The organism is Burkholderia sp. MSMB1835 (assembly GCF_001526365.1).
Taxonomy (GTDB): domain Bacteria; phylum Pseudomonadota; class Gammaproteobacteria; order Burkholderiales; family Burkholderiaceae; genus Burkholderia.
Genome location: NZ_LOYP01000034.1, coordinates 40,891 through 63,187, shown reverse-complemented (window position 1 = coordinate 63,187; position 22,297 = coordinate 40,891). Strand labels below are relative to the sequence as shown.

22 protein-coding genes are annotated in these 22,297 nt (G+C 67.8%); 11 read left to right on the top strand and 11 right to left on the bottom strand.

Features of this window, described 5'->3' with window-relative positions; all coding sequences use genetic code 11:
* Positions 1-138 precede the first annotated feature (138 nt).
* The 5 genes from WS96_RS14695 (at position 139) to WS96_RS14675 (ending at position 5,271) form a co-directional block, all read left to right on the top strand.
* Positions 139-756, top strand: a complete 618-nt coding sequence (locus WS96_RS14695) for a DUF4126 domain-containing protein (RefSeq protein ID WP_059833360.1) — start codon at positions 139-141, stop codon at positions 754-756.
* Positions 753-3,368: an ABC transporter permease gene (locus WS96_RS14690; protein WP_059833358.1), complete on the top strand. Its 2,616-nt coding sequence runs from the start codon at positions 753-755 to the stop codon at positions 3,366-3,368. Before WS96_RS14695 ends, WS96_RS14690 begins: the two co-directional genes overlap by 4 nt.
* Before the next feature lie 42 nt (positions 3,369-3,410).
* Entirely contained in the window at positions 3,411-3,821 is a 411-nt protein-coding gene (locus tag WS96_RS14685) for a group II truncated hemoglobin (protein ID WP_034207992.1), read from the top strand.
* A gap of 104 nt (positions 3,822-3,925) precedes the next feature.
* Positions 3,926-4,657, top strand: coding sequence for an alanyl-tRNA editing protein (locus WS96_RS14680; protein ID WP_059833355.1), 732 nt, complete (start codon positions 3,926-3,928; stop codon positions 4,655-4,657).
* On the top strand, positions 4,654-5,271 hold the full coding sequence (locus tag WS96_RS14675) for a DUF924 family protein (RefSeq protein WP_059833353.1): 618 nt from the start codon (positions 4,654-4,656) through the stop codon (positions 5,269-5,271). The genes WS96_RS14680 and WS96_RS14675 overlap by 4 nt, the downstream gene beginning before the upstream one ends.
* Positions 5,272-5,416: 145 nt before the next feature.
* Here the strand turns inward: WS96_RS14675 and WS96_RS14670 are convergent, their stop codons facing one another.
* From WS96_RS14670 to WS96_RS14620, 11 genes are all read right to left on the bottom strand, one after another.
* Positions 5,417-7,309, bottom strand: coding sequence for an ArnT family glycosyltransferase (locus WS96_RS14670; RefSeq protein WP_059833351.1), 1,893 nt, complete (start codon positions 7,307-7,309; stop codon positions 5,417-5,419).
* Between the two features lie 226 nt (positions 7,310-7,535).
* A complete protein-coding gene (locus WS96_RS14665; protein ID WP_059833349.1) occupies positions 7,536-8,297 on the bottom strand; it encodes an SDR family oxidoreductase in 762 nt (253 codons plus the stop codon).
* Positions 8,298-8,319: 22 nt separating this feature from the next.
* Complete coding sequence (locus WS96_RS14660; protein WP_059833347.1) at positions 8,320-8,901, bottom strand: TIGR00730 family Rossman fold protein; 582 nt, start codon at positions 8,899-8,901, stop codon at positions 8,320-8,322.
* Complete coding sequence (locus tag WS96_RS14655) at positions 8,898-9,656, bottom strand: TetR/AcrR family transcriptional regulator (protein WP_034207986.1); 759 nt, start codon at positions 9,654-9,656, stop codon at positions 8,898-8,900. Before WS96_RS14655 ends, WS96_RS14660 begins: the two co-directional genes overlap by 4 nt.
* 191 nt (positions 9,657-9,847) lie before the next feature.
* Complete coding sequence (locus tag WS96_RS14650) at positions 9,848-10,384, bottom strand: diacylglycerol kinase (RefSeq protein WP_034207985.1); 537 nt, start codon at positions 10,382-10,384, stop codon at positions 9,848-9,850.
* Complete coding sequence (locus WS96_RS14645; protein WP_059833345.1) at positions 10,381-11,415, bottom strand: glycosyltransferase family 4 protein; 1,035 nt, start codon at positions 11,413-11,415, stop codon at positions 10,381-10,383. Before WS96_RS14645 ends, WS96_RS14650 begins: the two co-directional genes overlap by 4 nt.
* Positions 11,416-11,445: 30 nt before the next feature.
* Positions 11,446-12,384, bottom strand: coding sequence for a UDP-2,3-diacylglucosamine diphosphatase (locus WS96_RS14640; RefSeq protein ID WP_034207983.1), 939 nt, complete (start codon positions 12,382-12,384; stop codon positions 11,446-11,448).
* 223 nt (positions 12,385-12,607) lie between these two features.
* A complete protein-coding gene (locus WS96_RS14635) occupies positions 12,608-13,114 on the bottom strand; it encodes an RDD family protein (RefSeq protein ID WP_059833343.1) in 507 nt (168 codons plus the stop codon).
* Between the two features lie 6 nt (positions 13,115-13,120).
* Positions 13,121-13,882, bottom strand: a complete 762-nt coding sequence (locus tag WS96_RS14630; RefSeq protein ID WP_059781337.1) for a DUF3106 domain-containing protein — start codon at positions 13,880-13,882, stop codon at positions 13,121-13,123.
* Positions 13,883-13,908: 26 nt separating this feature from the next.
* Entirely contained in the window at positions 13,909-14,343 is a 435-nt protein-coding gene (locus tag WS96_RS14625) for a DUF3619 family protein (protein ID WP_034207980.1), read from the bottom strand.
* The gene (locus WS96_RS14620) at positions 14,340-14,903 is read right to left on the bottom strand and encodes an RNA polymerase sigma factor (protein WP_021162797.1); all 564 of its coding nucleotides are present in this window, start codon (positions 14,901-14,903) and stop codon (positions 14,340-14,342) included. Before WS96_RS14620 ends, WS96_RS14625 begins: the two co-directional genes overlap by 4 nt.
* Before the next feature lie 355 nt (positions 14,904-15,258).
* Here WS96_RS14620 and WS96_RS14615 point away from each other — a divergent pair, with 355 nt between their 5' ends.
* From WS96_RS14615 to WS96_RS14590, 6 genes are all read left to right on the top strand, one after another.
* Positions 15,259-17,022: an acetolactate synthase 3 catalytic subunit gene (locus tag WS96_RS14615; protein ID WP_034207978.1), complete on the top strand. Its 1,764-nt coding sequence runs from the start codon at positions 15,259-15,261 to the stop codon at positions 17,020-17,022.
* Positions 17,023-17,133: 111 nt separating this feature from the next.
* Positions 17,134-17,625: an acetolactate synthase small subunit gene (gene ilvN, locus WS96_RS14610; protein WP_034207977.1), complete on the top strand. Its 492-nt coding sequence runs from the start codon at positions 17,134-17,136 to the stop codon at positions 17,623-17,625.
* A gap of 103 nt (positions 17,626-17,728) precedes the next feature.
* Complete coding sequence (gene ilvC / locus WS96_RS14605; protein ID WP_027784996.1) at positions 17,729-18,745, top strand: ketol-acid reductoisomerase; 1,017 nt, start codon at positions 17,729-17,731, stop codon at positions 18,743-18,745.
* A 127-nt stretch (positions 18,746-18,872) separates the two neighbouring features.
* Positions 18,873-19,517, top strand: a complete 645-nt coding sequence (locus tag WS96_RS14600) for a phosphatidylserine decarboxylase (RefSeq protein ID WP_006491035.1) — start codon at positions 18,873-18,875, stop codon at positions 19,515-19,517.
* Between the two features lie 15 nt (positions 19,518-19,532).
* A complete protein-coding gene (pssA, locus tag WS96_RS14595) occupies positions 19,533-20,405 on the top strand; it encodes a CDP-diacylglycerol--serine O-phosphatidyltransferase (RefSeq protein ID WP_034207976.1) in 873 nt (290 codons plus the stop codon).
* A 321-nt stretch (positions 20,406-20,726) separates the two neighbouring features.
* A complete protein-coding gene (locus WS96_RS14590) occupies positions 20,727-22,271 on the top strand; it encodes a 2-isopropylmalate synthase (protein WP_034207975.1) in 1,545 nt (514 codons plus the stop codon).
* The last annotated feature ends 26 nt before the right edge of the window (positions 22,272-22,297 follow it).

Genomic DNA, 22,297 nt, shown 5'->3' with positions numbered 1-22,297 from the left:
CTATAATGGAACGCATTCGGGCCTGAATGCCGTCGTGCCGCTCGTGGTACGCGGTGCCGGTCGCCACGCGCCGCGGCCGGTCTGTCCGACCCGATCCGATCAATCGGCAAAACGCACGGAAAGTGCAAGGAGAGGGCCATGATCGAAGCCATTTCGCTCGGCGCGGGACTCGCGTGGGCGAGCGGCCTGCGCCTGTACCTGACGGTGCTGATCGCCGGCGTGCTGGCGCGGTTCGGCTGGCTTCACCTGCCCGACACGCTGGCCGTGCTGACGTCGCCGTGGGTCATCGGCGCCGCGGCCGTGCTCGCCGTGACCGAATTCCTTGCCGACAAGATCCCCGCGTTCGACTCGCTGTGGGATGCCGTGCACACCTTCATCCGCATTCCGGCCGGCGCCGTGCTCGCGGCCGGCGCGCTCGGCCATGCCGATCCGACCATGCTGGCGGTCGCAGGGCTCGCCGGTGGCTCGCTCGCCGGCGCCGCGCACGTGGCGAAGGCCGGCACGCGCGCGCTGATCAACCTGTCTCCCGAACCGATTTCGAACTGGGTCGCGTCATCGACCGAGGACGGTCTCGTGGTCGGCGGGCTGGGCCTCGCGTTCTTCGTTCCGCTCGCGTTCCTCGTGCTGCTCGCCGCGTTCGTCGCGGCGTCGGCATGGGCGCTGCCGCGCCTGTGGCGCGGCGTGTCGGGCGGTTTTCGCGGGATGGCGAACCACATGGTGTCGCGGCTCAACTCGATCGGAGGAAAACGCGATTGAAGGGGCCGCAACACGCGGGGCAGCCGCCGGCCGGGCAACCCGGCCATGACGGGCGCGCGCATGCGGGCCGCTTCGGCCTGCGCGACCTGATCCACCAGGCCGCCCGGATGACCGCGCGCGACTGGCGCGCGGGCGAACTGACGCTGCTGGTCCTCGCGCTGGTGCTCGCGGTCGCGGCGCTGACGAGCGTCGGCTTTCTCGCCGATCGGCTGCGCCAGGGGCTCGAGCGCGACGCGCGCCAGATGCTCGGCGCCGATTTCGTCGTGCGCGCCGATCGCCCCGTCGATCCGTCGTTCGACCGGCAGGCTCGCGCGCTCGGCCTGCGTACCGCGACGACGGCCATCTTCCCGAGCATGATCGCGTCCGCCGTGGGCGGGCAGGCCGCCGACGCGGCGCCGTCGCGCCTCGCGGCCGTGAAGGCCGTGTCGCCCGGCTATCCGCTGCGCGGCGCGGTCGAGATCCTGCCGGCCGGCGCGACGGTCGCGCAAAAGGCGACCGCGATTCCCGCGCCCGGCACCGTATGGGCCGACCCGGCGCTGCTCGATGCACTGCACCTCAAGGCGGGCGATACGGTGCGCGTCGGGCTGCGCACGTTTACCGTCGCCGCCGCGATTGCCCGCGAACTCGATCGCGGCTTTTCGTTCGTCAATTTTTCCCCGCGGCTGATGATGCGCGCGGACGAACTCGCCGCGACCGGGCTCACGGGCTACGGCAGCCGCGTCACGTACCGGCTGCTGGTCGCCGGCGACGCACCGGCCGTCGCGCGCTTCGAAGCGTATGCACACGCGCGCGTCGACGGCGGGAAGCTGCGCGGCGTCGGGCTCGAGTCGTTGCAGGAAGGGCAGCCGCAGGTGCGGCAGACACTGGATCGCGCGCGCCATTTCCTGACGCTCGTCGCCTTGCTGACCGCGCTGCTCGCGGCGGTCGCGATTGCGATGGCCGCGCAGCGCTACATGCGGCGCCATCTCGACGGCTGCGCGACGATGCGCTGCCTCGGCGTGAGCCGCCGCACGCTCGGCGCGCTGTTCGCGCTCGAATTCGCCGGCGTCGGCATCGTGTCGGGCGCCGCGGGCGCGGTGCTCGGCTATGGCGGCCACTGGGCGTTGCTGGCCGCGCTCGGCAGCCTGATCGACGTCGTGCTGCCGCCGCCGACGCTGTGGCCGGCGCTGATCGGCATGGGCGCGGCGCTCGTGCTGCTGCTCGGTTTCGCGCTGCCGCCGCTCGTGCCGCTCACGCGCGTGCCGCCGGTACGCGTGTTGCGGCGCGAGTGGGGCGACGCGTCGCGCACCGCGTGGGCCGCGTATGCGATCGGTGTCGTGCTGTTCGCGGGGCTGCTGATCGCGGCCGCCGGCAACCTGAAACTCGGCCTCATCGTCGCGGGCGGCTTTGCCGGCGCGCTGGTCGGGTTCGCGCTGATCGCCCGGCTCGTGCTGTTCGCGGCCGCGCGCGCGGTGCGCGATGCGCGCGTGGCCGCGGGCGTCGGCTGGCGCTACGCGCTGGCGTCGCTGCACCGGCGCGGCACGGCCAGCGCGCTGCAGATCACCGCGCTCGCGCTCGGCCTGATGTGCCTGCTGCTGATCGCGATCACGCGCAACGACCTCGTGGCGGGCTGGCGGCAGTCGACGCCGCCCGACGCGCCGAACCAGTTCCTGATCGACATCCAGCCCGACCAGCGCGCCGATGTCGCCGCCTATCTGGCCGCGCACGGCGTGCGCGACGCCGTACCGGCGCCGATGGTGCGCGGCCGCCTCGTCGCGATCAACGGCAAGCCGGTGAATCCGGACGCGTATCCGTCCGAAGAGGCGCGCCGGCTCGTCGATCGCGAATTCAACTTGTCGTACACGACCGAACTGCCGTCGGACAACCGGATCGTCGAAGGCGACTGGTTCGGTACCGCGGCCGCGCCGCAGATCTCGATCGAAGCCGGCCTGGCGAAGACGCTGAACGTGAAGCCGGGCGACACGCTGCGCTTCGACGTGACGGGGCTGACGGTCGACGCGCCCGTCACGAGCGTGCGCAAGCTCGACTGGGGCTCGTTCCGCGTCAACTTCTTCGTGCTGATGCCGCCGCCGATGCTGAAGGATTTTCCGGCCGTCTATCTGACGAGCTTCCATCTGCCGGCATCGGACGCCGCGCTGCTCGATCCGCTGATCGCGCGCTACCCGAACCTGACCGCGATCGACGTCGCGCCGATCCTCGCGCAGTTGCAGCGGATGATGCTGCAGGTGGTCGGGGCGGTGCAGTTCCTGTTTGCGTTCACGCTCGCGGCCGGCGTGCTCGTGCTGTACACGGCGCTCGCCGGCTCGCGCGACGAGCGCGTGCGCGAGGCCGCGCTGCTGCGCGCGCTCGGTGCGTCGCGCGCGCAGGTCAATGCGGTGCAGCGCGCGGAATTCATCGTGGTCGGCGCGCTGGCCGGCGCGCTCGCGTCGGCGGGCGCGATCGCGGTCGGCTGGGTGCTCGCGTCGCGCGTGTTCGATTTCCGGCTCGCCGTCGATCCGTGGCTCGTGCCGGCCGGCATCGCGGCCGGCGTCGTCTGCGCCGGTGCGGCCGGCTGGCTGAGCCTGCATAATGTGTTGCGGCGCCCCGCGCTGCAGTCGCTGCGCGACGCCTGAGCGTCGCCCGCAGCCCGAAGATCCCGTTTTCCGACTATCCGTATGACCGATGTGAATGACGATGCGCCGTCGCAACCGACGGCGTTCGAGCTCGTGGGCGGCGAAGCCCGCGTGCGCGACATGGTGGACCGCTTCTACGACCTGATGGACCTCGAACCCGAGTTCGCGCAGATTCGCGCGCTGCATCCGCCTTCGCTCGACGGGTCGCGCGACAAGCTGTTCTGGTTCCTGTGCGGCTGGCTCGGCGGCCCCGACCACTACATCAGCCGGTTCGGCCATCCGCGGCTGCGCGCGCGGCACCTGCCGTTCCCGATCGCGTCGGTCGAGCGCGACCAGTGGCTGCGCTGCATGGCGTGGGCGATGGAGGACGTCGGGTTGCCGGAGCCGCTGCGCGAGCGGCTCATGCATTCGTTCTACGACACGGCCGACTGGATGCGCAACCGGCCCGGTTGATCCACCTGTACGCCGCTGCCCGCGCGCGAGACGATCTGCGTCTGGGCGCACGTGCGGCCCGGCGCGACACTGGCCGTTTCCCCCATCGACACGAGGCTCCCCCGATGACGACACAAGCGCTGTTTCGCGAAGACGCGTACCTCACGCAATGCGAGGCGATCGTCCAGGCCGTCGGCGACGATGGCATCCGGCTCGATCGCACGGTGTTCTATCCGCTCGGCGGCGGCCAGGCCGGCGACGCCGGCACGCTGACGCTGCCCGACGGCAGCACGATCGCGATTGCCGATACGCGCAAGGCGAAGTTCGACGGCGCGACGCCCGACGACGCGGTGCACGTGCCCGCGCCGGGCGAGGAGGCGCGCGTCGCGACGCTTGCGCCCGGCACGCGCGTGGTCGCCGCGATCGACTGGGTGCGCCGCTACCGGCACATGCGCCTGCACACGGCCGCGCACCTGATGTGCGCGGTGCTGCCGTACGCGGTCGACGGCTGCAGCGTGACGGCCGACTACGTGCGGCTCGATTTCGCGACGTCCGACGCGATCGACCGCGACGACGTCGAGCGGCGCCTCGCGGGCCTCGTCGTCGGCGCGCATCCGGTCACGACCGAATGGATCACCGACGACGAGATGGCCGAGCGGCCCGAGCTCGTGCGCACGATGAGCGTGAAGCCGCCGATGGGCCTCGGCCGCGTGCGGCTGCTGCGCATCGAAAACGTCGACCTGCAGCCGTGCGGCGGCACGCATGTGCGCAACACGTCCGAAATCGGCGGGCTGCGGGTCGCGAAACTGGAAAAGAAGAGCGCGCGCACACGGCGCCTCGTACTGGAGTTTGCATGACGATCGATACCGGGACAGCGGGCGCGGCGGCGCTCGATCCGCAGGCACGGGAGATTCTCGATTTCTGGTTCGGCGAGCCGGGCTCGGCCGAATTCGGGCAGAACCGCAAGGTCTGGTTCAACGGCGGCGCGGCGTTCGACGACGTGCTGCGCACGCGTTACGGCGCGCTGCTCGACGCCGCGTGCGACGGCGCCTGCGATCACTGGGCCGGTTCGCCGGAGGGGGCGCTGGCGTTGATCGTCGTGCTCGACCAGTTCTCGCGCAACATCCATCGCGGCACGCCGCGCGCGTTTGCCGCCGATCCGAAGGCGCTCGCGCTCGCCCGTCGCGTCGTCGCGGCCGGTTGGGACGCGCAGTTGCCGAGCGGACATCATCGTGCGTTCGCGTATCTGCCGTTCGAGCACGACGAATCGGTCGAGAGCCAGCGCGAGGCCGTGCGCCTGTGCGCGGGCATCCGCGACGAGGCCGGGTGCGAGAGCTATCACCGCTTCGCGTTGCTGCATGCGGCGGTCGTCGAGCGCTTCGGCCGCTTTCCGCACCGGAACGCGATTCTCGGTCGCGTGTCGACCGATGAGGAAACGGCGTTTCTGCGGGAGCCCGGCTCGTCGTTCTGACGATCGGACCTGGGCGCGACGAGGAAACGGGCGGCGAGCCCGCGCACGCTGGCGGGTTCGTGCCGGCCGGCGTCGCGCAACGCGTGCGGCCGGTGCCGAAGAGGGCAGTCAAGGCGGGCGGGACGGCGCATCGCGCCGCCCCGTGTCACTGCAGGTGCTGTTCGGGCGTGCGTACGTAGACGCGCAGCAGTTCCGCGTTGTCGCCCGGGCGGGCGCCGGTCCAGAACAGCTTCCATTCGTTGCCCGGCGCCGGATCGACGGCCCGTACGCCCTGCACGATCATCCACGTGCAGCGCGTCGTCTTCGCGTCGTCGATCGGCGTGTGCTGGATGCCGGAGAAGTAGTACAGCATCGGCGCTTCCGATTCGCCGAGCCCGTGCAGGCTCGCCATGCAGTCGCCGTCGTTCCATTCGAGCGCGAGATGCGCGTTCAGGTCGTCGAACACCGAGCGATAGCTCTTCGCGACGTCGAGCCAGGGCAGCAGCAGCGTATAGATCAGCCCCCACGCGACGAGCGCGCCGGCGCCCCACGACAGCGCGCCGCGCCACAGGCCCGTCGTGCGCAGCGACGGCAGCAGCGTCAGCCAGCCGACCGTCAGCGCGAGCGCGCCGGTCACGAGCGCGGGCTGGATCGGCATCGTCCAGTCGAGCGGCAGCCAGCGGCCGAGCAGCGCGAGATCGGCATGCGACGCGGCCGGATCGGCCATCACCGCCCAGATCGCCCATGCGAGTACGACGACCGTGCCGAACAGGATGCGGCTCAGGTAATCCCACGCGAGATGCAGCCGGCGCGGCAGGCGGTCGATCGCCTGCGCGGCGACCAGCGCGAGCGGGGCGAAGAACGGCAGGATGTAGAGCTGGCGCGACGTCGCGGACACCTGCAGCACCACGAGCCCGATGCCGGCGAACAGCACGGGCAGCGCGATGCGCGGCGCGCGCCAGTCGCGCCATGCGCCGCGGGCGAGCGCGACGATCGCGAGCGGCGCGACCGGGAAGCCGACGAGCAGGAACGCGCGCAGGATGAAGAACGGCTTGTCGTTTTCGGCGCCCAGTTCGGGAACGGAGAAGCCGAAGAAGCGGCCGACGTTGTTGTCCCAGAACCACGTCATGAACAGCGTTTCCGAGCGCAGGAACAGGGCGGTCGGCCAGATCAGCGCGAACGGCGCGAACACGAGTGCGGCAATGCCGAGCGCGCGTGCGAACGAGCGGGTGCGGCAGGCCGGATAGAGCGCCAGCGTGCAGACGAGCGTGGCCGCGAACACGAGCGGCACGAACAGCCCCTTCGCCATCAACGCGACGCCGACGCCCGCGCCGAAGATCGGCGCGGCCCAGCGGCTCGCCGGCTGCGCCGGCAGCCCGTGCCGCATCGGCTGCGCACGCGCGACGTGCTGCATCACGAGTTCGAGCAGCCCGCAGAACCCCATTGCCGTGCCGGCAAACAGCGCGACGTCCGTCATCATGTCGTGCACGTGCTTGATGACGACGAGCGTGCCCGCGCTCAGCACGACCGGGCCGAGCACACGCAGGTCGAACCAGTCGTTGGCCCGGCTGGCCGCGCGGGCCGCGCGCGCGATGAAGCCGAACGCGAGCGCGGCGAACAGCGCGCTCGCCAGGCGCGCCGCGTCGTGCAGCGGCATCACGCGCTGCAGCAGCCACGCGAGGCTGGTCGCGACCCACGCGTAAAGCGGCGGTTTTTCCATGAACGGCAGGCCGGCATTGGTCGGCACGACGAAGTCGCCGGTTTCGAGCATGTGCTGGATGATGCCGAACGTGTAGGTTTCGTCCTGTTTCCACGGATCGTGCCCGAGCACGCCGGGCAGCGTGTACGCACACACCAGTGCGGCGACGAACAGCCATGCGCGCCAGCCGAGCAGCAGCGAGCGCTCGCGTGGGGGGCTGGTGACGGCGATCGAGGCGGAGACGGGCGTGCCGGCGACATCCAGCGTCGCGATGGCGTCGGTATCGGCGGTCGAGCGGGTGTGCGCGGCCGGGGCGGGCACGGGCGTGCGTCGCCGGCTGGGCGCTGCGGTTCCAGGCATGGAAAAGATCTCGGGTCGAGTCGAGCCGGTCCGGCGACATGGGCTGGACCGATAAGGGGCTACATCCGGGTAACGGACAGCGTGTCAAGACACCTGTCTGAATGTCCGCTAGTAGAACACGGAATTGTTACGGACGTTTACTGAAACTGTCACGGAATTGTGGAGATTTGTGGCGCCGTGACCACGGCGCGGTTTCGACCGCCGAATTGTTGCGCCGCGCGTCAGCTTAGCGGCCGCCGCCGACGTCGAGCAGGGCGCCCGTCGTATAGGACGCCGTATCGCCGAGCAGCCAGACGATTGCCTCGGCGATCTCCTGCGCTTCGCCCGCGCGGCCGAGCGGTGTCTGCGCGCCGAGACGGGCCGCACGGTCCGGCTGACCGCCGCTTGCATGAATGTCGGTCTCGATCAGGCCGGGGCGCACCGCGTTCACGCGCACGCCGTGCGGGCCGAGTTCCTTTGCCAGGCCGATCGTCAGCGAATCGACCGCGCCTTTCGAGCCCGCGTAGTCGACGTACTCGTTCGGCGAGCCGAGCCGCGACGCGATCGACGACACATTGACGATCGCGCCGCCGCGGCCGCCGCGGTCGGTGGACAGCCGGCGCGCGGCTTCGCGCGCGCACAGGTAGGCGCCGAGCACGTTGGTATCGAACATCCGCCGCAGCCGGTCGATCGGCATGTCGGCGAGCGGCATCGACGGCGCGACGATGCCTGCGTTGTTGACCAGCGCGTCGAGCCGCCCGAATTCGGCGGCAACGGTGTCGAACATCGCAACGACGTCCGCCTCGTTCGCGACATCGCCCGCGACGATGCACGCGCGGCCGCCCGCGTCGCGCACGGCCTGCGCGGTCCGTTCGGCCGCCGCCGCGTCGCGCGCGTAGTTGATGCCCACGTCCCAGCCGCGCTCGGCCGCGAGCACGGCGGTCGCGCGGCCGATGCCACGGCTCGCGCCGGTGATGAGGACGGCCTTGCGGTCGGACGGTGCGGTCATCGCGTGCGGGTTCCGGTGACGGTTACTTCGCTGCGTCGGATGCCCACTTGTCGCGGGCGGGCGGCTGGTAGCGGCGCAGCCGCTCGATCAGCCCGGCGGGTTCCGATTCGACGCACAGCGCGTCGAAATAGGCGGGCCGCATGAAGCCTTCGTCGACCGTATGGCGCAACAGCGCGATCAGCGGATCGTAGAACGCATCGATGTTGTAGAGCGCGACGGGCTTGCGGTGATAGCCGAGCTGCGCCCACGTGTAGACCTCGAAGAGCTCCTCGAGCGTGCCGGCGCCGCCGGGCATCGCGACGAACGCGTCGGAGAGGTCGGCCATCATCTTCTTGCGATGGTGCATGTCGGGCACCACGTGCAGTTCCGACAGCCCCGTATGGCCGACTTCCTTGTCGACGAGCAACTCGGGGATCACGCCGACCGCGCGGCCGCCGGCCGCCATCACTTCGTCGGCGATCACACCCATCAGGCCGACGCGGCCGCCGCCGTACACGAGCGTGAGGCCCGCGTCGACCAGCGCGCGGCCGAACGCGCGCGCGGCATCGGCATAGACGGGCCGCACGCCGGACGACGAGCCGCAGTAAACGCAGACTGCCTTCATTGCTTGGCGTCCTTGGCGGCGGCTTGACCGGTGGCGACGGGGCCGCCGGCCGGGCGCGGCGAACCGTCGCGCGGCGGCAGGTAGTCGGAGAACTGGCGCTTGGGCAGCTTGCCGGAGACCAGATCGTCGAACAGCTGGCGCGAGCGGCCGCGCAGGTACGGCGCCATGATCGAGATCACGTGCATGCTCACCTGGTGCAGCTCTTCGCGGATCGCGTCCTGATCGTTGTATTTGCGCGGATGCATCACGTACTGGTACGACAGCCAGTACGTCGAGATCACCGCCATGTTGGTCGCGATGACTTCGATCTCGGCGGGCGTCGCGACCATTTCGGCGTCGGAGACGAGCAGCTCGCACATGTCGTGCGCGAAGCGCACCTTGTGGCTGATGATCTGCTTGAAGTGCGTCTCGAGCGTGCGGTTGCGTGCGAGCAGGTCGTTGAGGTCGCGATACAGGAACCGGTAGGTCCACATGAAATCGGCCATGTACTGCAGGTACGACCAGGTTTCGTCGATCGTCGGACGATGATCCTCGGGGAAGCGCAGCCGCCGTTCGATCTGCTGCTCGAACTGCGCGAAGATGCTGTTGATGATGTCGTCCTTGTTGCGGAAATGGTAGTACAGGTTGCCTGGACTGATTTCCATTTCCTCGGCGATCGTCGTGGTGGTGACGTTCGGCTCGCCGATCTCGTTGAAGAGTTTCAACGACAACTCGAGAATCCGTTCGCGGGTGCGGCGGGGAGGTTTCGCTTCCATGTCGTCCGGCCCTGTGTATGCCGGACTGGCGGGCGCTGCAATCGATGCTGCGTGATTCGTCCGGCGCGGGTTGCTGTTCTATGTCTAGCGGACGATTATAAACCGGGGTTTCGCCACATCGGGGCATTTCGTGATCGCGGCCCCGCGCGGCGCATGGTGCAGCGCCGCACGCGGGGGGCGGGGCAGGCGCCCTAGAAGCCGAGCCAGCGTGCGACGACCGGGCCGAGCACGAAGCCCCAGGTCGTCACGCACGCGAACAGCGCGACCGTCACGGCCGCGCTGCCGAGGTCCTTCGCGCGCTTCGAGAGTTCGTGGCGCTCGAGCGAGATGCGGTCGATCGCGGCTTCGACGCTCGAGTTCAGCAGCTCGACGATCAGCACCAGCAGCACCGAGGCGATCAGCAGCGCGCGCGACGCGGCCGGCACCGGCGCGAACGCGCCGATCGGCAGCATCAGCGCGGCGAGCGTGAGCTCCTGGCGAAACGCGCTTTCCTCGCGGATCGCGACGCGAAAGCCGTTCAGCGAATGCTTGAGCGCGAACCACGCACGCGTGATGCCGCGGTGGCGCTTGTACGGGTTCGGCGGCAGCGGCGTCAGTTGATCGTCCGGGCCGAGCGGCTCGTGCGGATGCGCGTCCGTTTCGGCGTGCGGCTCTTCCTCGTCGAACGGCCGGTGCCGTTGCGGCGTTGCGTTAAAGGGCGGGGTCTTGTCGTTCAGGTCTCGTTTCAAACGGCGGCACCTTCGGCGGGCGAGTACGCGGTCTTCGGCAGCGGCTTCAGGTGCGACGCGAACTGCTCGGACGCCGCGCGCCACGAGAAGCGTTCCGCCCACGCGCGCGCAGTCGTGCGTTCGATCTTCAGCGCCTCGAGGCAGGCTTCCTGCAGGTCCTCGTGCATCGCGCCGGCGTCGCCTCCGCTGAGCACGTCGATCGGGCCCGTGACGGGATACGCGGCCACCGGCGTGCCGCAGGCGAGCGCCTCGAGCAGGACGAGGCCGAACGTGTCGGTGCGACTCGGGAACACGAACACGTCGGCCGCAGCATACACCTTCGCGAGCTCGGCCTGCGACAGCACGCCGAGATAGTTCGCCTCCGGGTAGCGCGACTTCAGTTCCGCGAGCGCGGGGCCTTCGCCCGCGACCCATTTCGAGCCGGGCAGATCGAGGCGCAGGAACGCCTCGACGTTCTTCTCGATCGCGACGCGGCCCACGTACAGGAAGATCGGCCGCGCGGTATTGAGCACCTTCGACTCCATCGGCCGGAAGATGTCGAGATCCACGCCGCGCGTCCACAGCACCACGTTCGTGAAGCCGTATTTCTCGAGGTCCTGCTTGACGACCGGCGTCGGCGCCATCACCGCGAGCGACGGGCCGTGGAACCAGTGCAGGAAGCGGTAGGTCGCGGCGAGCGGAATGCCGAAGCGCGCCTGCACGTATTCCGGAAAGCGCGTGTGGTAGGCGGTCGTGTACGGCAGCTTGCGCGAGCGTGCATAGCGCCGCGCGGCGAGCCCGAGCGGCCCTTCGGTCGCGATGTGCAGCGCGTCGGGCGCGAATGCGTCGATCCGCGCGCGCAGCTTGCGGTACGGCAGGATCGACAGACGGATTTCCGGGTAGGTCGGGCAGGGCACCGTGCGGAATTCCAGCGGCGTCAGCAGTTCGACGCGGTGGCCGAGCGCCGTGAGTTCGCGCGACGTGCTCTTCAGCGTGCGCACGACGCCGTTGACCTGCGGTTCCCACGCGTCGGTGACGATCATGATCTTCATCGCGGCATCTGTCCTGTAAGTAAGGGGGTGTCAGGCAGTGGCCTTGGCCTTGCGCGACGTGGTCTCCGACGGTGCGGCGCGCATCACCGTCCAGTAGACGATCTTCAGTTCGCCTTCCATCGTTTCGACGAGCGCGGACAGGCTTTCGACCCAGTCGCCGTCGTTGCAGTACAGCACGCCGTCGATGTCGCGGATCTCGGCCTTGTGGATATGGCCGCACACGACGCCGTCGCAGCCGCGGCGGCGCGCCTCGTCGGTCATCACGGTCTCGAACTGCGAGATGAAGTTGACCGCGTTCTTCACCTGGTGCTTCAGGTACTGCGACAGCGACCAGTACTGGAAGCCCAGCCGGCTGCGGATCCGGTTGAACCAGCGGTTCAGCACGAGGATCAGCGTGTAGAGCGTGTCGCCGAGGTACGCGAGCCATTTCGCGTGCTGGATCACGCCGTCGAACAGGTCGCCGTGCACGATCCACAAACGTTTGCCTGCGAGCGTCGTGTGGAATGCCTCGCCGCGCACCTGGATGTCGCCGAACGCGAGATCGCAGAACTGCCGCGCGCCTTCGTCGTGGTTGCCGGGGATGTAGACCACCTGCGTGCCCTTGCGCGCCTTGCGCAGGATCTTCTGCACGACGTCGTTGTGCGCCTGCGGCCAGTACCAGCCTTTCTTCAACTGCCAGCCGTCGATGATGTCGCCGACGAGGTACAGGTATTCCGAGTCGTTGTGACGCAGGAAGTCCAGCAGGTAGGGCGCCTGACAGCCGCTCGAGCCGAGGTGGATGTCGGACAGCCAGATGGTGCGGTAGCGATGGGCGGACGGCTCGGGGTCCTCGTGCTGCGTGGTGTGCGCGACGGGCGGCTTGTGCGACACCACGCCGTCGGTTGCCCCCGAGCCGGACAGGAACGCAGTGGCGGCGCGAGCGCCGATGGGGTGACGAAACAGTGAGGTCGCGGACGTTTTCTGGCCCATGCATGACTCGCGCCGGTTGACATTACCGGCATTCCGCCATGCGGGCGTGACTGTGCCGTGACAGTCACGAGACGTTCTTATTACGGCCGTCGAAGGATGTTTAGCAGTGAACGGATGGGCGTTGCGTAACCTGCCGCACCGAACGATCGCCGCTTGTCCGGTACGGGCGTCCGGCTCGGCGAGCGCGCCGGACGAGCGGCTTTCGTCTGGCGAATGCGGCGCGTCAGCGCGGGATCGCGACGACGCGCGTGCGCGCGAGCCGGTCGTGCGGGAACTGGCGGCTGGCGTGCAGCCGGGCCGCGCCGGCCCACACGACGATCCATGCGGCGGCGAGCGCGAGCGTGACGGGTACCGACAGGCCGAGGAGCGGGTGCAGCGCGAGCGGCGGCAGGAACCACAGCCAGCCGAGCACGTAGCGGACGAGCGCGTGGCCGGCGCTCAGCGGCCGGCCGCTCGACGATTCGAGCCGTAGCCGCCAGGTTTTCATCGGCAGCGTCTGGCCGCCGTGCGTCCAGAACCACACGAAATATGCGCCGACGACGAGCGCGATCCATGCGGCAAGCAGGTTGTGATGGACGAGGCCGTTGCGTTGCTGTGTCGCGAGGCTGAACGCGAGCCCGGCGAAGAACACGACGCCGAACAGCAGCACGCCTTCGTAGAGCAGGGCGGCGAGGCGCCGCCGTACGGACGGCGCGACGGCCGGGGCTTCGGGTGCGCGGGCGCTCGCCACGGCCGCTCAGGAGCCCTTGAACAGCGAAGGCGCGTCGGCGGGCGACACCGGCGCCACGGCGGCCGGCGCGGATGCGGTGCCGGAGGTCGACGACGCGGGCGCCGGCTGCGCGGCGGCACCGGCCGACGCGGGCGCCGCGGCCGCCGCCGCGCCGCTCGCCGGGTGTTCGTGCGCGTTGACGAGGCGGCGGACGTCACGGTCGGCGGCGGTCGGCGGCGCGCTGACGACACTCGGCTTGCGACGGCGCTCGGCGGCGGCAAGCCGTTCCTTCTGCTCCTCGGGCAGTTGCTGGTAGGCCTTCCACGCGCGCTCGCGCGCCTGGGCGGACAGCTCCTTCGCACTCTGGTAGTTCTCGCGCGCGACGCGGCGCTGCTCGGGCGTCATCTTCGCCCATTCGGTCATCCGCTCCTGCAGGCGCTTCTGGTCATCCGGCGACAACTTCGCGAAACGCGATGCGATCTTCAGCCATTTGCGCTTGCGGGCGTCGCTGAAGCCGTCCCACTGGTCGGCGAACGGGGCGAGGGCCGCGTGCTGCGCCGGCGTGAGGCGCGCCCACGACAGCGGGCCGGCGGCGGCCGGCAGCGGCAGGGGCAGCGGGGGGAGTTCGGCGGTCAGGCCGGTCGCGGTCGACGCGGGCGCGGCGGGGCTGGTGGTCGCGACGGGCGCCGTCGCGGGGGCCGGGTGGAATCGGGGATACGTGGCGACGTAGGAAACGGCGATCGCGATCACGCATCCGAAAAATACGGCCAGGCCGCGCTTCTGACTCACCCGTACGATCCCCTCGTTATTGTCTGTTAGTGAGCGCGCGAAAGATACGCGTTGAACCCGTGGTCGAGATACGCATTGAGCGGCAGGTCGTCGCTGAGCATCGCCGCGTCGATATCGGCGAGTTCGGCGGTGCGCTGCATGTCTTCCCAGTACGCGATGCCGACGAGCCCCGCGAGCAGCAACGCGAGCGGCCATGCGCGCAGCAGCCGGCGCGCGAACGACGGGCGGCCGGCCGGCGGGCGGTTCGCGGGCGTCGGGCCATAGGCGCCGGCCGCGCCGGCGAAGGCCGGCACGAACACCGGCGCGCTCGCGGCTTCGGGCTTCTTGCGCGCGAGCGCAGCCCGGCGGGCGACGGCCAGCCGATCGGTGGTCGCGGCAGGCAGGGCGGCTGCGCGCTCGTCCAGCGCGCGGCGCACCTTCAGCGCGAATTCGAGTTCTCGGTTTGCGGGAGCGGAGCTCATAGCGTGATTCCTTTGGCCTTGAGCGCTTGCGCCAGCGTGTGGGTGGCTCGCGAGCAGTGCGTCTTGACGCTGCCCTCGGAGCACCCCATCGCGGCGGCAGTCTCGGCGACATCCATATCTTCCCAATAACGCATCAGGAACGCTTCCCGTTGACGCGCCGGAAGTTTCTGGATTTCCTCGTCGATCAGGGCCAGAACCTGCTCTCTTTCGAGGCGGTGCTCGCTGCTCTCGACGCCCGCGTTGTCGTCCGCGGATTCGAGCGTTTCGAGCGGGTCGAAGTCGTCGTCGTCGGTGTTGTTCAGCGACGAGAACAGCGTCACCCACGTGTTGCGGACCTTCTGTCGGCGGAACCAGTCGTGGATCGCGTTCTGCAGGATCCGCTGAAAAAGCAGCGGCAGCTCGGCCGCCGGCCGGTCGCCGTACTTTTCAGCGAGCTTGATCATCGCGTCCTGAACGATGTCGAGCGATGCATCGTCGTCACGCACGGCGTACGCGGCCTGCTTGAACGCGCGCCTTTCGACGCCCGCCAGAAAGTCGGCGAGTTCCTTGTCTGATGCCATTCCGTGAAGGTATGCGCTGCGGCCCGCTGCGTGGTGTAAAAGGTCGAAAAATTTCGTAAAACCCGCGGATGCTATCAAATTTTCGCGCGGCTTGGCACCGGGTCGGGCGCCGCACGTTGCGCGCGAACCGCGCCGGCGGGGCGCCGGGCGGCGCGCATGATGCGCTGCGGGATATTTTGCTTGACGGCTCAATCGCTACCCGCTATCGTCGGCGATTCGCAACATGAAGTGATGGTCTCATTTGAGGCTGGCCCAAGAAGCCCGCCCTTCAAACTAGACGCGCCGCTTGAACCCGAGCCACAAGCCCGGCAGAGAGCACCCGATCAATTTTTTGCCGAAAATTCGAAAGGTCAACATGAACATGCCCAGCGCGGAATTCTCCACGTCGGAACCCCTTTCCCCTCCCGATAGCGACTCCATCGGCGGCACCGTGCTCATGAAGGCACTGGCCGACGAAAACGTCGAATTCATCTGGGGCTATCCCGGCGGCTCGGTTCTCTACATTTACGACGAGCTGTACAAGCAGGACAAGATTCAGCACGTGCTGGTGCGCCATGAACAGGCGGCCGTGCACGCAGCCGATGCGTATGCGCGCTCCACCGGCAATGTCGGCGTCTGCCTCGTGACGTCGGGCCCCGGTGTCACCAACGCGGTGACCGGCATCGCAACGGCGTACATGGATTCGATCCCGATGGTCGTGATCAGCGGCCAGGTGCCGACGGCCGCGATCGGTCAGGACGCATTCCAGGAGTGCGACACCGTCGGCATCACGCGTCCCTGCGTGAAGCACAACTTCCTCGTGAAGGACGTGCGCGACCTCGCGGAAACCGTCAAGAAGGCGTTCTACATCGCCCGCACGGGCCGTCCGGGCCCGGTGCTGATCGACATCCCGAAGGACATCTCGAAGACGCCGTGCCAGTACGAGCCGATCAAGAGCGTGTCGCTGCGTTCGTACAATCCCGTCACGAAAGGCCATTCGGGCCAGATCCGCAAGGCCGTGTCGCTGCTGCTGACGGCGAAGCGCCCGTACATCTACACGGGCGGCGGCATCATCCTCGCCGACGCGTCGCGCGAACTGAACCAGTTCGCGGACCTGCTCGGCTACCCGGTCACGAACACGCTGATGGGCCTCGGCGGCTATCGCGCGTCGGACAAGAAATTTCTCGGCATGCTCGGCATGCACGGCACCTACGAAGCGAACATGGCGATGCAGCACTGCGACGTGCTGATCGCGATCGGCGCGCGCTTCGACGACCGCGTGATCGGCGATCCTGCCCACTTCGCGTCGCGTCCGCGCAAGATCATCCATATCGACATCGACCCGTCGTCGATCTCGAAGCGCGTGAAGGTCGACATCCCGATCGTCGGCGACGTGAAGGAAGTGCTGAAGGAGCTGATCGAACAACTGCAGACGGCCGAGCATGGCCCCGACACCGAGGCGCTCGCGCAATGGTGGAAGGACATCGAGAGCTGGCGTGCGAAGGACTGCCTGAAGTACGACCGCGAAAGCGAGATCATCAAGCCGCAGTACGTGGTCGAGAAGGCGTGGGAGCTGACGGACGGCAACGCGTTCGTGTGCTCGGACGTCGGCCAGCACCAGATGTGGGCCGCGCAGTTCTACCGTTTCAACAAGCCGCGTCGCTGGATCAACTCCGGCGGTCTCGGCACGATGGGCTTCGGCCTGCCGGCGGCGATGGGCGTCAAGATGGCCCATCCGGACGACGACGTGCTGTGCATCACGGGCGAAGGCTCGATCCAGATGTGCATTCAGGAACTGTCGACCTGCCTGCAGTACGACACGCCCGTGAAGATCATTTCGCTGAACAACCGCTACCTCGGCATGGTCCGCCAGTGGCAGCAGATCGAATACAGCAAGCGCTATTCGCATTCGTACATGGATGCGCTGCCCGATTTCGTGAAGCTCGCCGAAGCGTACGGCCATGTCGGCATGCGGATCGAAAAGACCTCGGATGTGGAGCCGGCGCTGAAGGAAGCGCTGCGCCTGAAGGACCGCACCGTGTTTCTCGACTTCCAGACCGATCCGACCGAAAACGTCTGGCCGATGGTACAGGCCGGCAAGGGCATCACCGAGATGCTGCTCGGATCGGAAGATCTGTAACGGCGCGACGCGCGCAGCGCGCGATGCGGCCGCCTTCACGAAGGGCGGCGCGGCACGCGGCGGCGCGCGGCGCGAGCGAATCGACACGGACACATTCTGGAAGAAGCGAACATGAGACACATCATTTCCGTCCTGCTGGAAAACGAACCGGGCGCGCTGTCGCGCGTGGTCGGTCTGTTTTCCGCACGCGGCTACAACATCGAAACCTTGACGGTGGCGCCGACCGAAGACCAATCGCTGTCGCGGCTGACCATCGTTTCCATTGGCTCGGACGACGTGATCGAACAGATCACGAAGCATCTGAACCGCCTGATCGAGGTGGTGAAAGTGGTGGACCTGACCGACGGTGCACACATCGAACGCGAGCTGATGCTGATCAAGGTCCGTGCAGTGGGCAAGGAGCGCGAAGAAATGAAGCGGATGTCGGACATTTTCCGCGGCCGCATCATCGACGTGACCGAGAAGACCTACACGATCGAATTGACGGGCGCGAGCGACAAGCTCGACGCATTCATCCAGGGGCTGGACGCCACCGCGATCCTCGAGACCGTGCGGACCGGCAGCTCCGGCATCGGACGCGGCGAGCGCATCCTGAAGGTGTGATGCCGATATTGCAAGAAGGCACGCCGGGTGCGCCGTCATGTCCCGGCCCGCAGTACCCCATCCGAACGAATTGTTGAATTTTTGAATTAGCGAAGGAACCATCATGAACGTTTTCTACGACAAAGACGCCGACCTCTCCCTCATCAAGGGCAAGCAAGTCACGATCATCGGCTACGGCTCGCAAGGCCATGCGCACGCACTGAACCTGAAGGACAGCGGCGTGAACGTGACGGTCGGCCTTCGCAAGGACGGCGCGTCGTGGAGCAAGGCCGAGAACGCCGGCCTGTCGGTCAAGGAAGTCGCGGAAGCGGTGAAGGGCGCGGACGTCGTCATGATGCTGCTGCCGGACGAGCAGATCGCCGACGTGTACGCGAAGGAAGTGCACGCGAACATCAAGCAGGGTGCGGCGCTGGCATTCGCCCACGGCTTCAACGTCCACTACGGCCAGGTGATCCCGCGCGCCGACCTCGACGTGATCATGATCGCGCCGAAGGCCCCGGGCCACACCGTGCGCGGCACGTATGCACAAGGTGGCGGCGTGCCGCACCTGATCGCGGTTGCGCAGAACAAGTCGGGCGCGGCACGCGACATCGCGCTGTCGTACGCGGCGGCGAACGGCGGCGGCCGTGCCGGCATCATCGAGACGAACTTCCGCGAAGAAACCGAAACCGACCTGTTCGGCGAGCAGGCCGTGCTGTGCGGCGGTACCGTCGAGCTGATCAAGGCGGGTTTCGAGACGCTGGTCGAAGCCGGCTACGCGCCGGAAATGGCGTACTTCGAGTGCCTGCACGAACTGAAGCTGATCGTCGATCTGATCTACGAAGGCGGCATCGCGAACATGAACTACTCGATCTCGAACAACGCCGAGTACGGCGAGTACGTGACCGGCCCGCGCGTCGTCACGGAAGAGACGAAGAAGGCGATGAAGCAGTGCCTGACCGACATCCAGACGGGCGAGTACGCGAAGAGCTTCATTCTCGAGAACAAGGCGGGCGCCCCGACGCTGCAGTCGCGCCGCCGCCTGACGGCCGAGCACCAGATCGAGCAGGTCGGCGCGAAGCTGCGTGCGATGATGCCGTGGATCGCGAAGAACAAGCTCGTCGACCAGACGAAGAACTAAGCACCCCGTGCTGTTCCGGCCCTTCGAGCGAAGGGCCGGCATCAAAAAGCCGTCCGAAGGCAGCAGTGCCCCGGGCGGCTTTTGTTATGCTACGGGCTTTGCAATTCACCGAACACAGAACGAATCCATGAACTATCCTCATCCGATCATCGCGCGCGAAGGCTGGCCGTTCATCGCGATTGCAGCCGTCATCGCGCTGTTGATCCATGCCGTCGGGGGCTTCGGCTTCGCGTGGCCGTTCTGGCTGCTGCTCGTCTTCGTCGTCCAGTTCTTCCGCGATCCGCAGCGCCCGATCCCGGCGCAGCCGAACGCGGTGCTGTGCCCGGCAGACGGCCGCATCGTCGCGGTCGAGACCGCGCAGGATCCGTACGCGAACCGCGAAGCGCTGAAGATCAGCGTGTTCATGAATGTCTTCAATGTCCATTCGCAGCGTTCGCCGGTCGATGGCGCGATCAGCAAGGTCGAGTATTTCCCGGGCGCGTTCCTGAACGCGGCGATCGACAAGGCGTCGACCGAGAACGAGCGCAACGCGGTCGTGATCCAGACGGCGAGCGGCAAGACGGTCACGTCCGTGCAGATCGCCGGCCTGATCGCGCGCCGGATCCTCTGCTACGTCCGCGCCGGCGAGCCGCTGTCGCGCGGCCAGCGCTACGGTTTCATCCGCTTCGGTTCGCGCGTCGACGTGTACCTGCCGCTCGGCAGCCGCGCGAAGGTGTCGATCGGCGAGAAAGTCTACGCGTCGTCGACGATCCTCGCCGAGCTCGAGCAGTAAGGGGCGGGGCGCACGATGGCCGCATTCAAACCGCGTCGGCCGCGCAACGGCTCCAGCCAGACGCCACGCCCGTTCCGCCGCAACAAGGTGATGGCGCCCGATCAGGCGCCGCTCGAAAGCCGCCGCGCCGCGCGCCAGCGGTTCCTGAAGACGCGCGGCATCTATCTGCTGCCGAACGCATTCACGACCGCCGCGCTGTTCTGCGGCTTCTTCGCGGTCGTGCAGGCGATGAACGTGCGCTTCGAGATCGCCGCGATCGCGATTTTCGTCGCGATGGTGCTCGACGGAATGGACGGGCGCGTGGCGCGCATGACGCATACGCAGAGCGCGTTCGGCGAGCAGTTCGACAGCCTGTCGGACATGGTGTCGTTCGGCGTGGCGCCCGCGCTCGTGATGTACGAGTGGGTGCTGAAGGATCTCGGCCGCTGGGGTTGGCTCGCCGCGTTCGTCTATTGCTCGGGCGCCGCGCTGCGTCTCGCGCGCTTCAACACGAACATCGGCGTGGTCGACAAGCGCTTTTTCCAGGGGCTGCCGAGCCCGGCCGCGGCCGCGCTGATCGCGGGCTTCGTGTGGCTCGCGACCGACAACCGCGTGCCGATGAAGCTCGGCTGGCTGCCGTGGGTCGCCTTCGTGCTGACGATCTACGCGGGTGTGACGATGGTGTCGAACGCGCCGTTCTACAGCGGCAAGGCGCTCGACGTGCGGCACCGCGTGCCGTTCGCGGCCATCCTGCTCGTCGTCGTCGCGTTCGTGCTCGTGTCGTCCGATCCGCCGCTGATGCTGTTCTGCCTGTTCGTGCTGTACGGGCTGTCCGGCTACGTGTTCTGGGCCTACATGGCCGTGCGCGGGCGCGCGAATCCGGCGCGTTCGTCGCAGCGCGATCACTGACGCCGACGCTGCGCGTGCTGGAAGCGGCGGCCTCGGGGCCGCCGTTTTCATTTGGCCCTTTTTCGAGCCGGGCCGCGTCGATTCCCGGGTGCCGTCCGATTGCGCGGCCAACGGAATGTCGCTATAGTCTTCGGCATGACTGCATTTCCCCACCTCTCCCTCCTTCTAGCCGGTGCGCCGCTACGCGCGCTAGCTTTGGCGCGCCTGCCGCGCTGACCGTTCTCGCCCTCCGTCTCAAGCCTCGTCTGTTGTTGAACGTCGCCAGCGGTGGCGCGATCTCGTTACGTTTGACTTCCGTATAAAAGAGCCCTGGAGCCCCCCATGACAGACAAGCTGATCATTTTCGATACGACGTTGCGTGACGGCGAGCAATCGCCCGGCGCGTCGATGACGAAGGAAGAGAAAATCCGCATCGCGAAGCACCTCGAGCGGATGAAGGTCGACGTGATCGAGGCCGGCTTCGCGGCCAGCTCGAACGGCGATTTCGACGCGATCCACACGATCGCCGGTCTCGTGAAGGACAGCACGATCTGCTCGCTGGCGCGGGCCAACGACAAGGACATCCAGCGCGCGGCCGACGCACTGAAGCCGGCCAACAGCTTCCGGATCCACACGTTCATCGCGACGTCGCCGCTGCACATGGAAAAGAAGCTGCGGATGACGCCCGATCAGGTGTTCGAGCAGGCGCGCCTCGCGGTGCGTTTCGCGCGCAAGTTCACCGACAACGTCGAGTTCTCGCCGGAAGACGGCAGCCGTTCGGACATGGATTTCCTGTGCCGCGTGCTGGAAGCCGTGATCGCCGAAGGCGCGACGACGATCAACATCGCCGACACGGTCGGCTACGGCGTGCCGGAACTCTACGGCAACCTCGTGAAGACGCTGCGCGAGCGCATTCCGAACTCGGACAAGGCGATCTTCTCGGTGCACTGCCATAACGACCTCGGGATGGCGGTCGCGAACTCGCTCGCCGGCGTGAAGATCGGCGGCGCGCGTCAGGTCGAGTGCACGATCAACGGTCTCGGCGAGCGCGCGGGCAACACGTCGCTCGAGGAAATCGTGATGGCGGTGAAGACGCGCAAGGACTACTTCGGTCTCGACGTCGGCATCGACACGTCGCAGATCGTGCCGACGTCGAAGCTCGTGTCGCAGATCACCGGCTTCGTCGTGCAGCCGAACAAGGCGGTGGTCGGCGCGAATGCATTCGCGCATGCGTCGGGCATTCACCAGGACGGCGTGCTCAAGGCGCGCGACACCTACGAGATCATGCGCGCGGAAGACGTGGGCTGGACCGCGAACAAGATCGTGCTCGGCAAGCTGTCGGGCCGCAACGCGTTCAAGCAGCGCCTGCAGGAGCTCGGCGTATCGCTCGACAGCGAAGCCGAACTGAATGCCGCGTTCATGCGCTTCAAGGATCTGGCCGACCGCAAGGCGGAGATCTTCGACGAGGACATCATCGCGATCGTGTCCGAGGAATCGGCGCTCGCGCAGGAGCAGGAGCACTTCAAGTTCGTGTCGCTGTCGCAGCGTTCGGAAACGGGCGAGCAGCCGCAGGCGAAGGTCGTATTCGCGGTCGAAGGCAAGGAGGTGACTGGCGAGGCGCGCGGCAACGGTCCGGTCGATGCGACGTTCAATGCGATCGAGGGCGAAGTCGGTAGCGGGTCCGAGCTGCTGCTGTACTCGGTGAACGCGATCACGACCGGCACGCAGGCGCAGGGCGAAGTGACCGTCCGGTTGTCGAAGAGCGGGCGGATCGTCAACGGCGTCGGTACCGATCCGGATATCGTCGCCGCGTCCGCGAAGGCATACATTTCCGCACTGAATAAGCTGCATTCGAAGGACGACAAGGTCAACCCGCAGCGCTCGTAAGCGCCGCGCGCGACGCGACCCCGAAA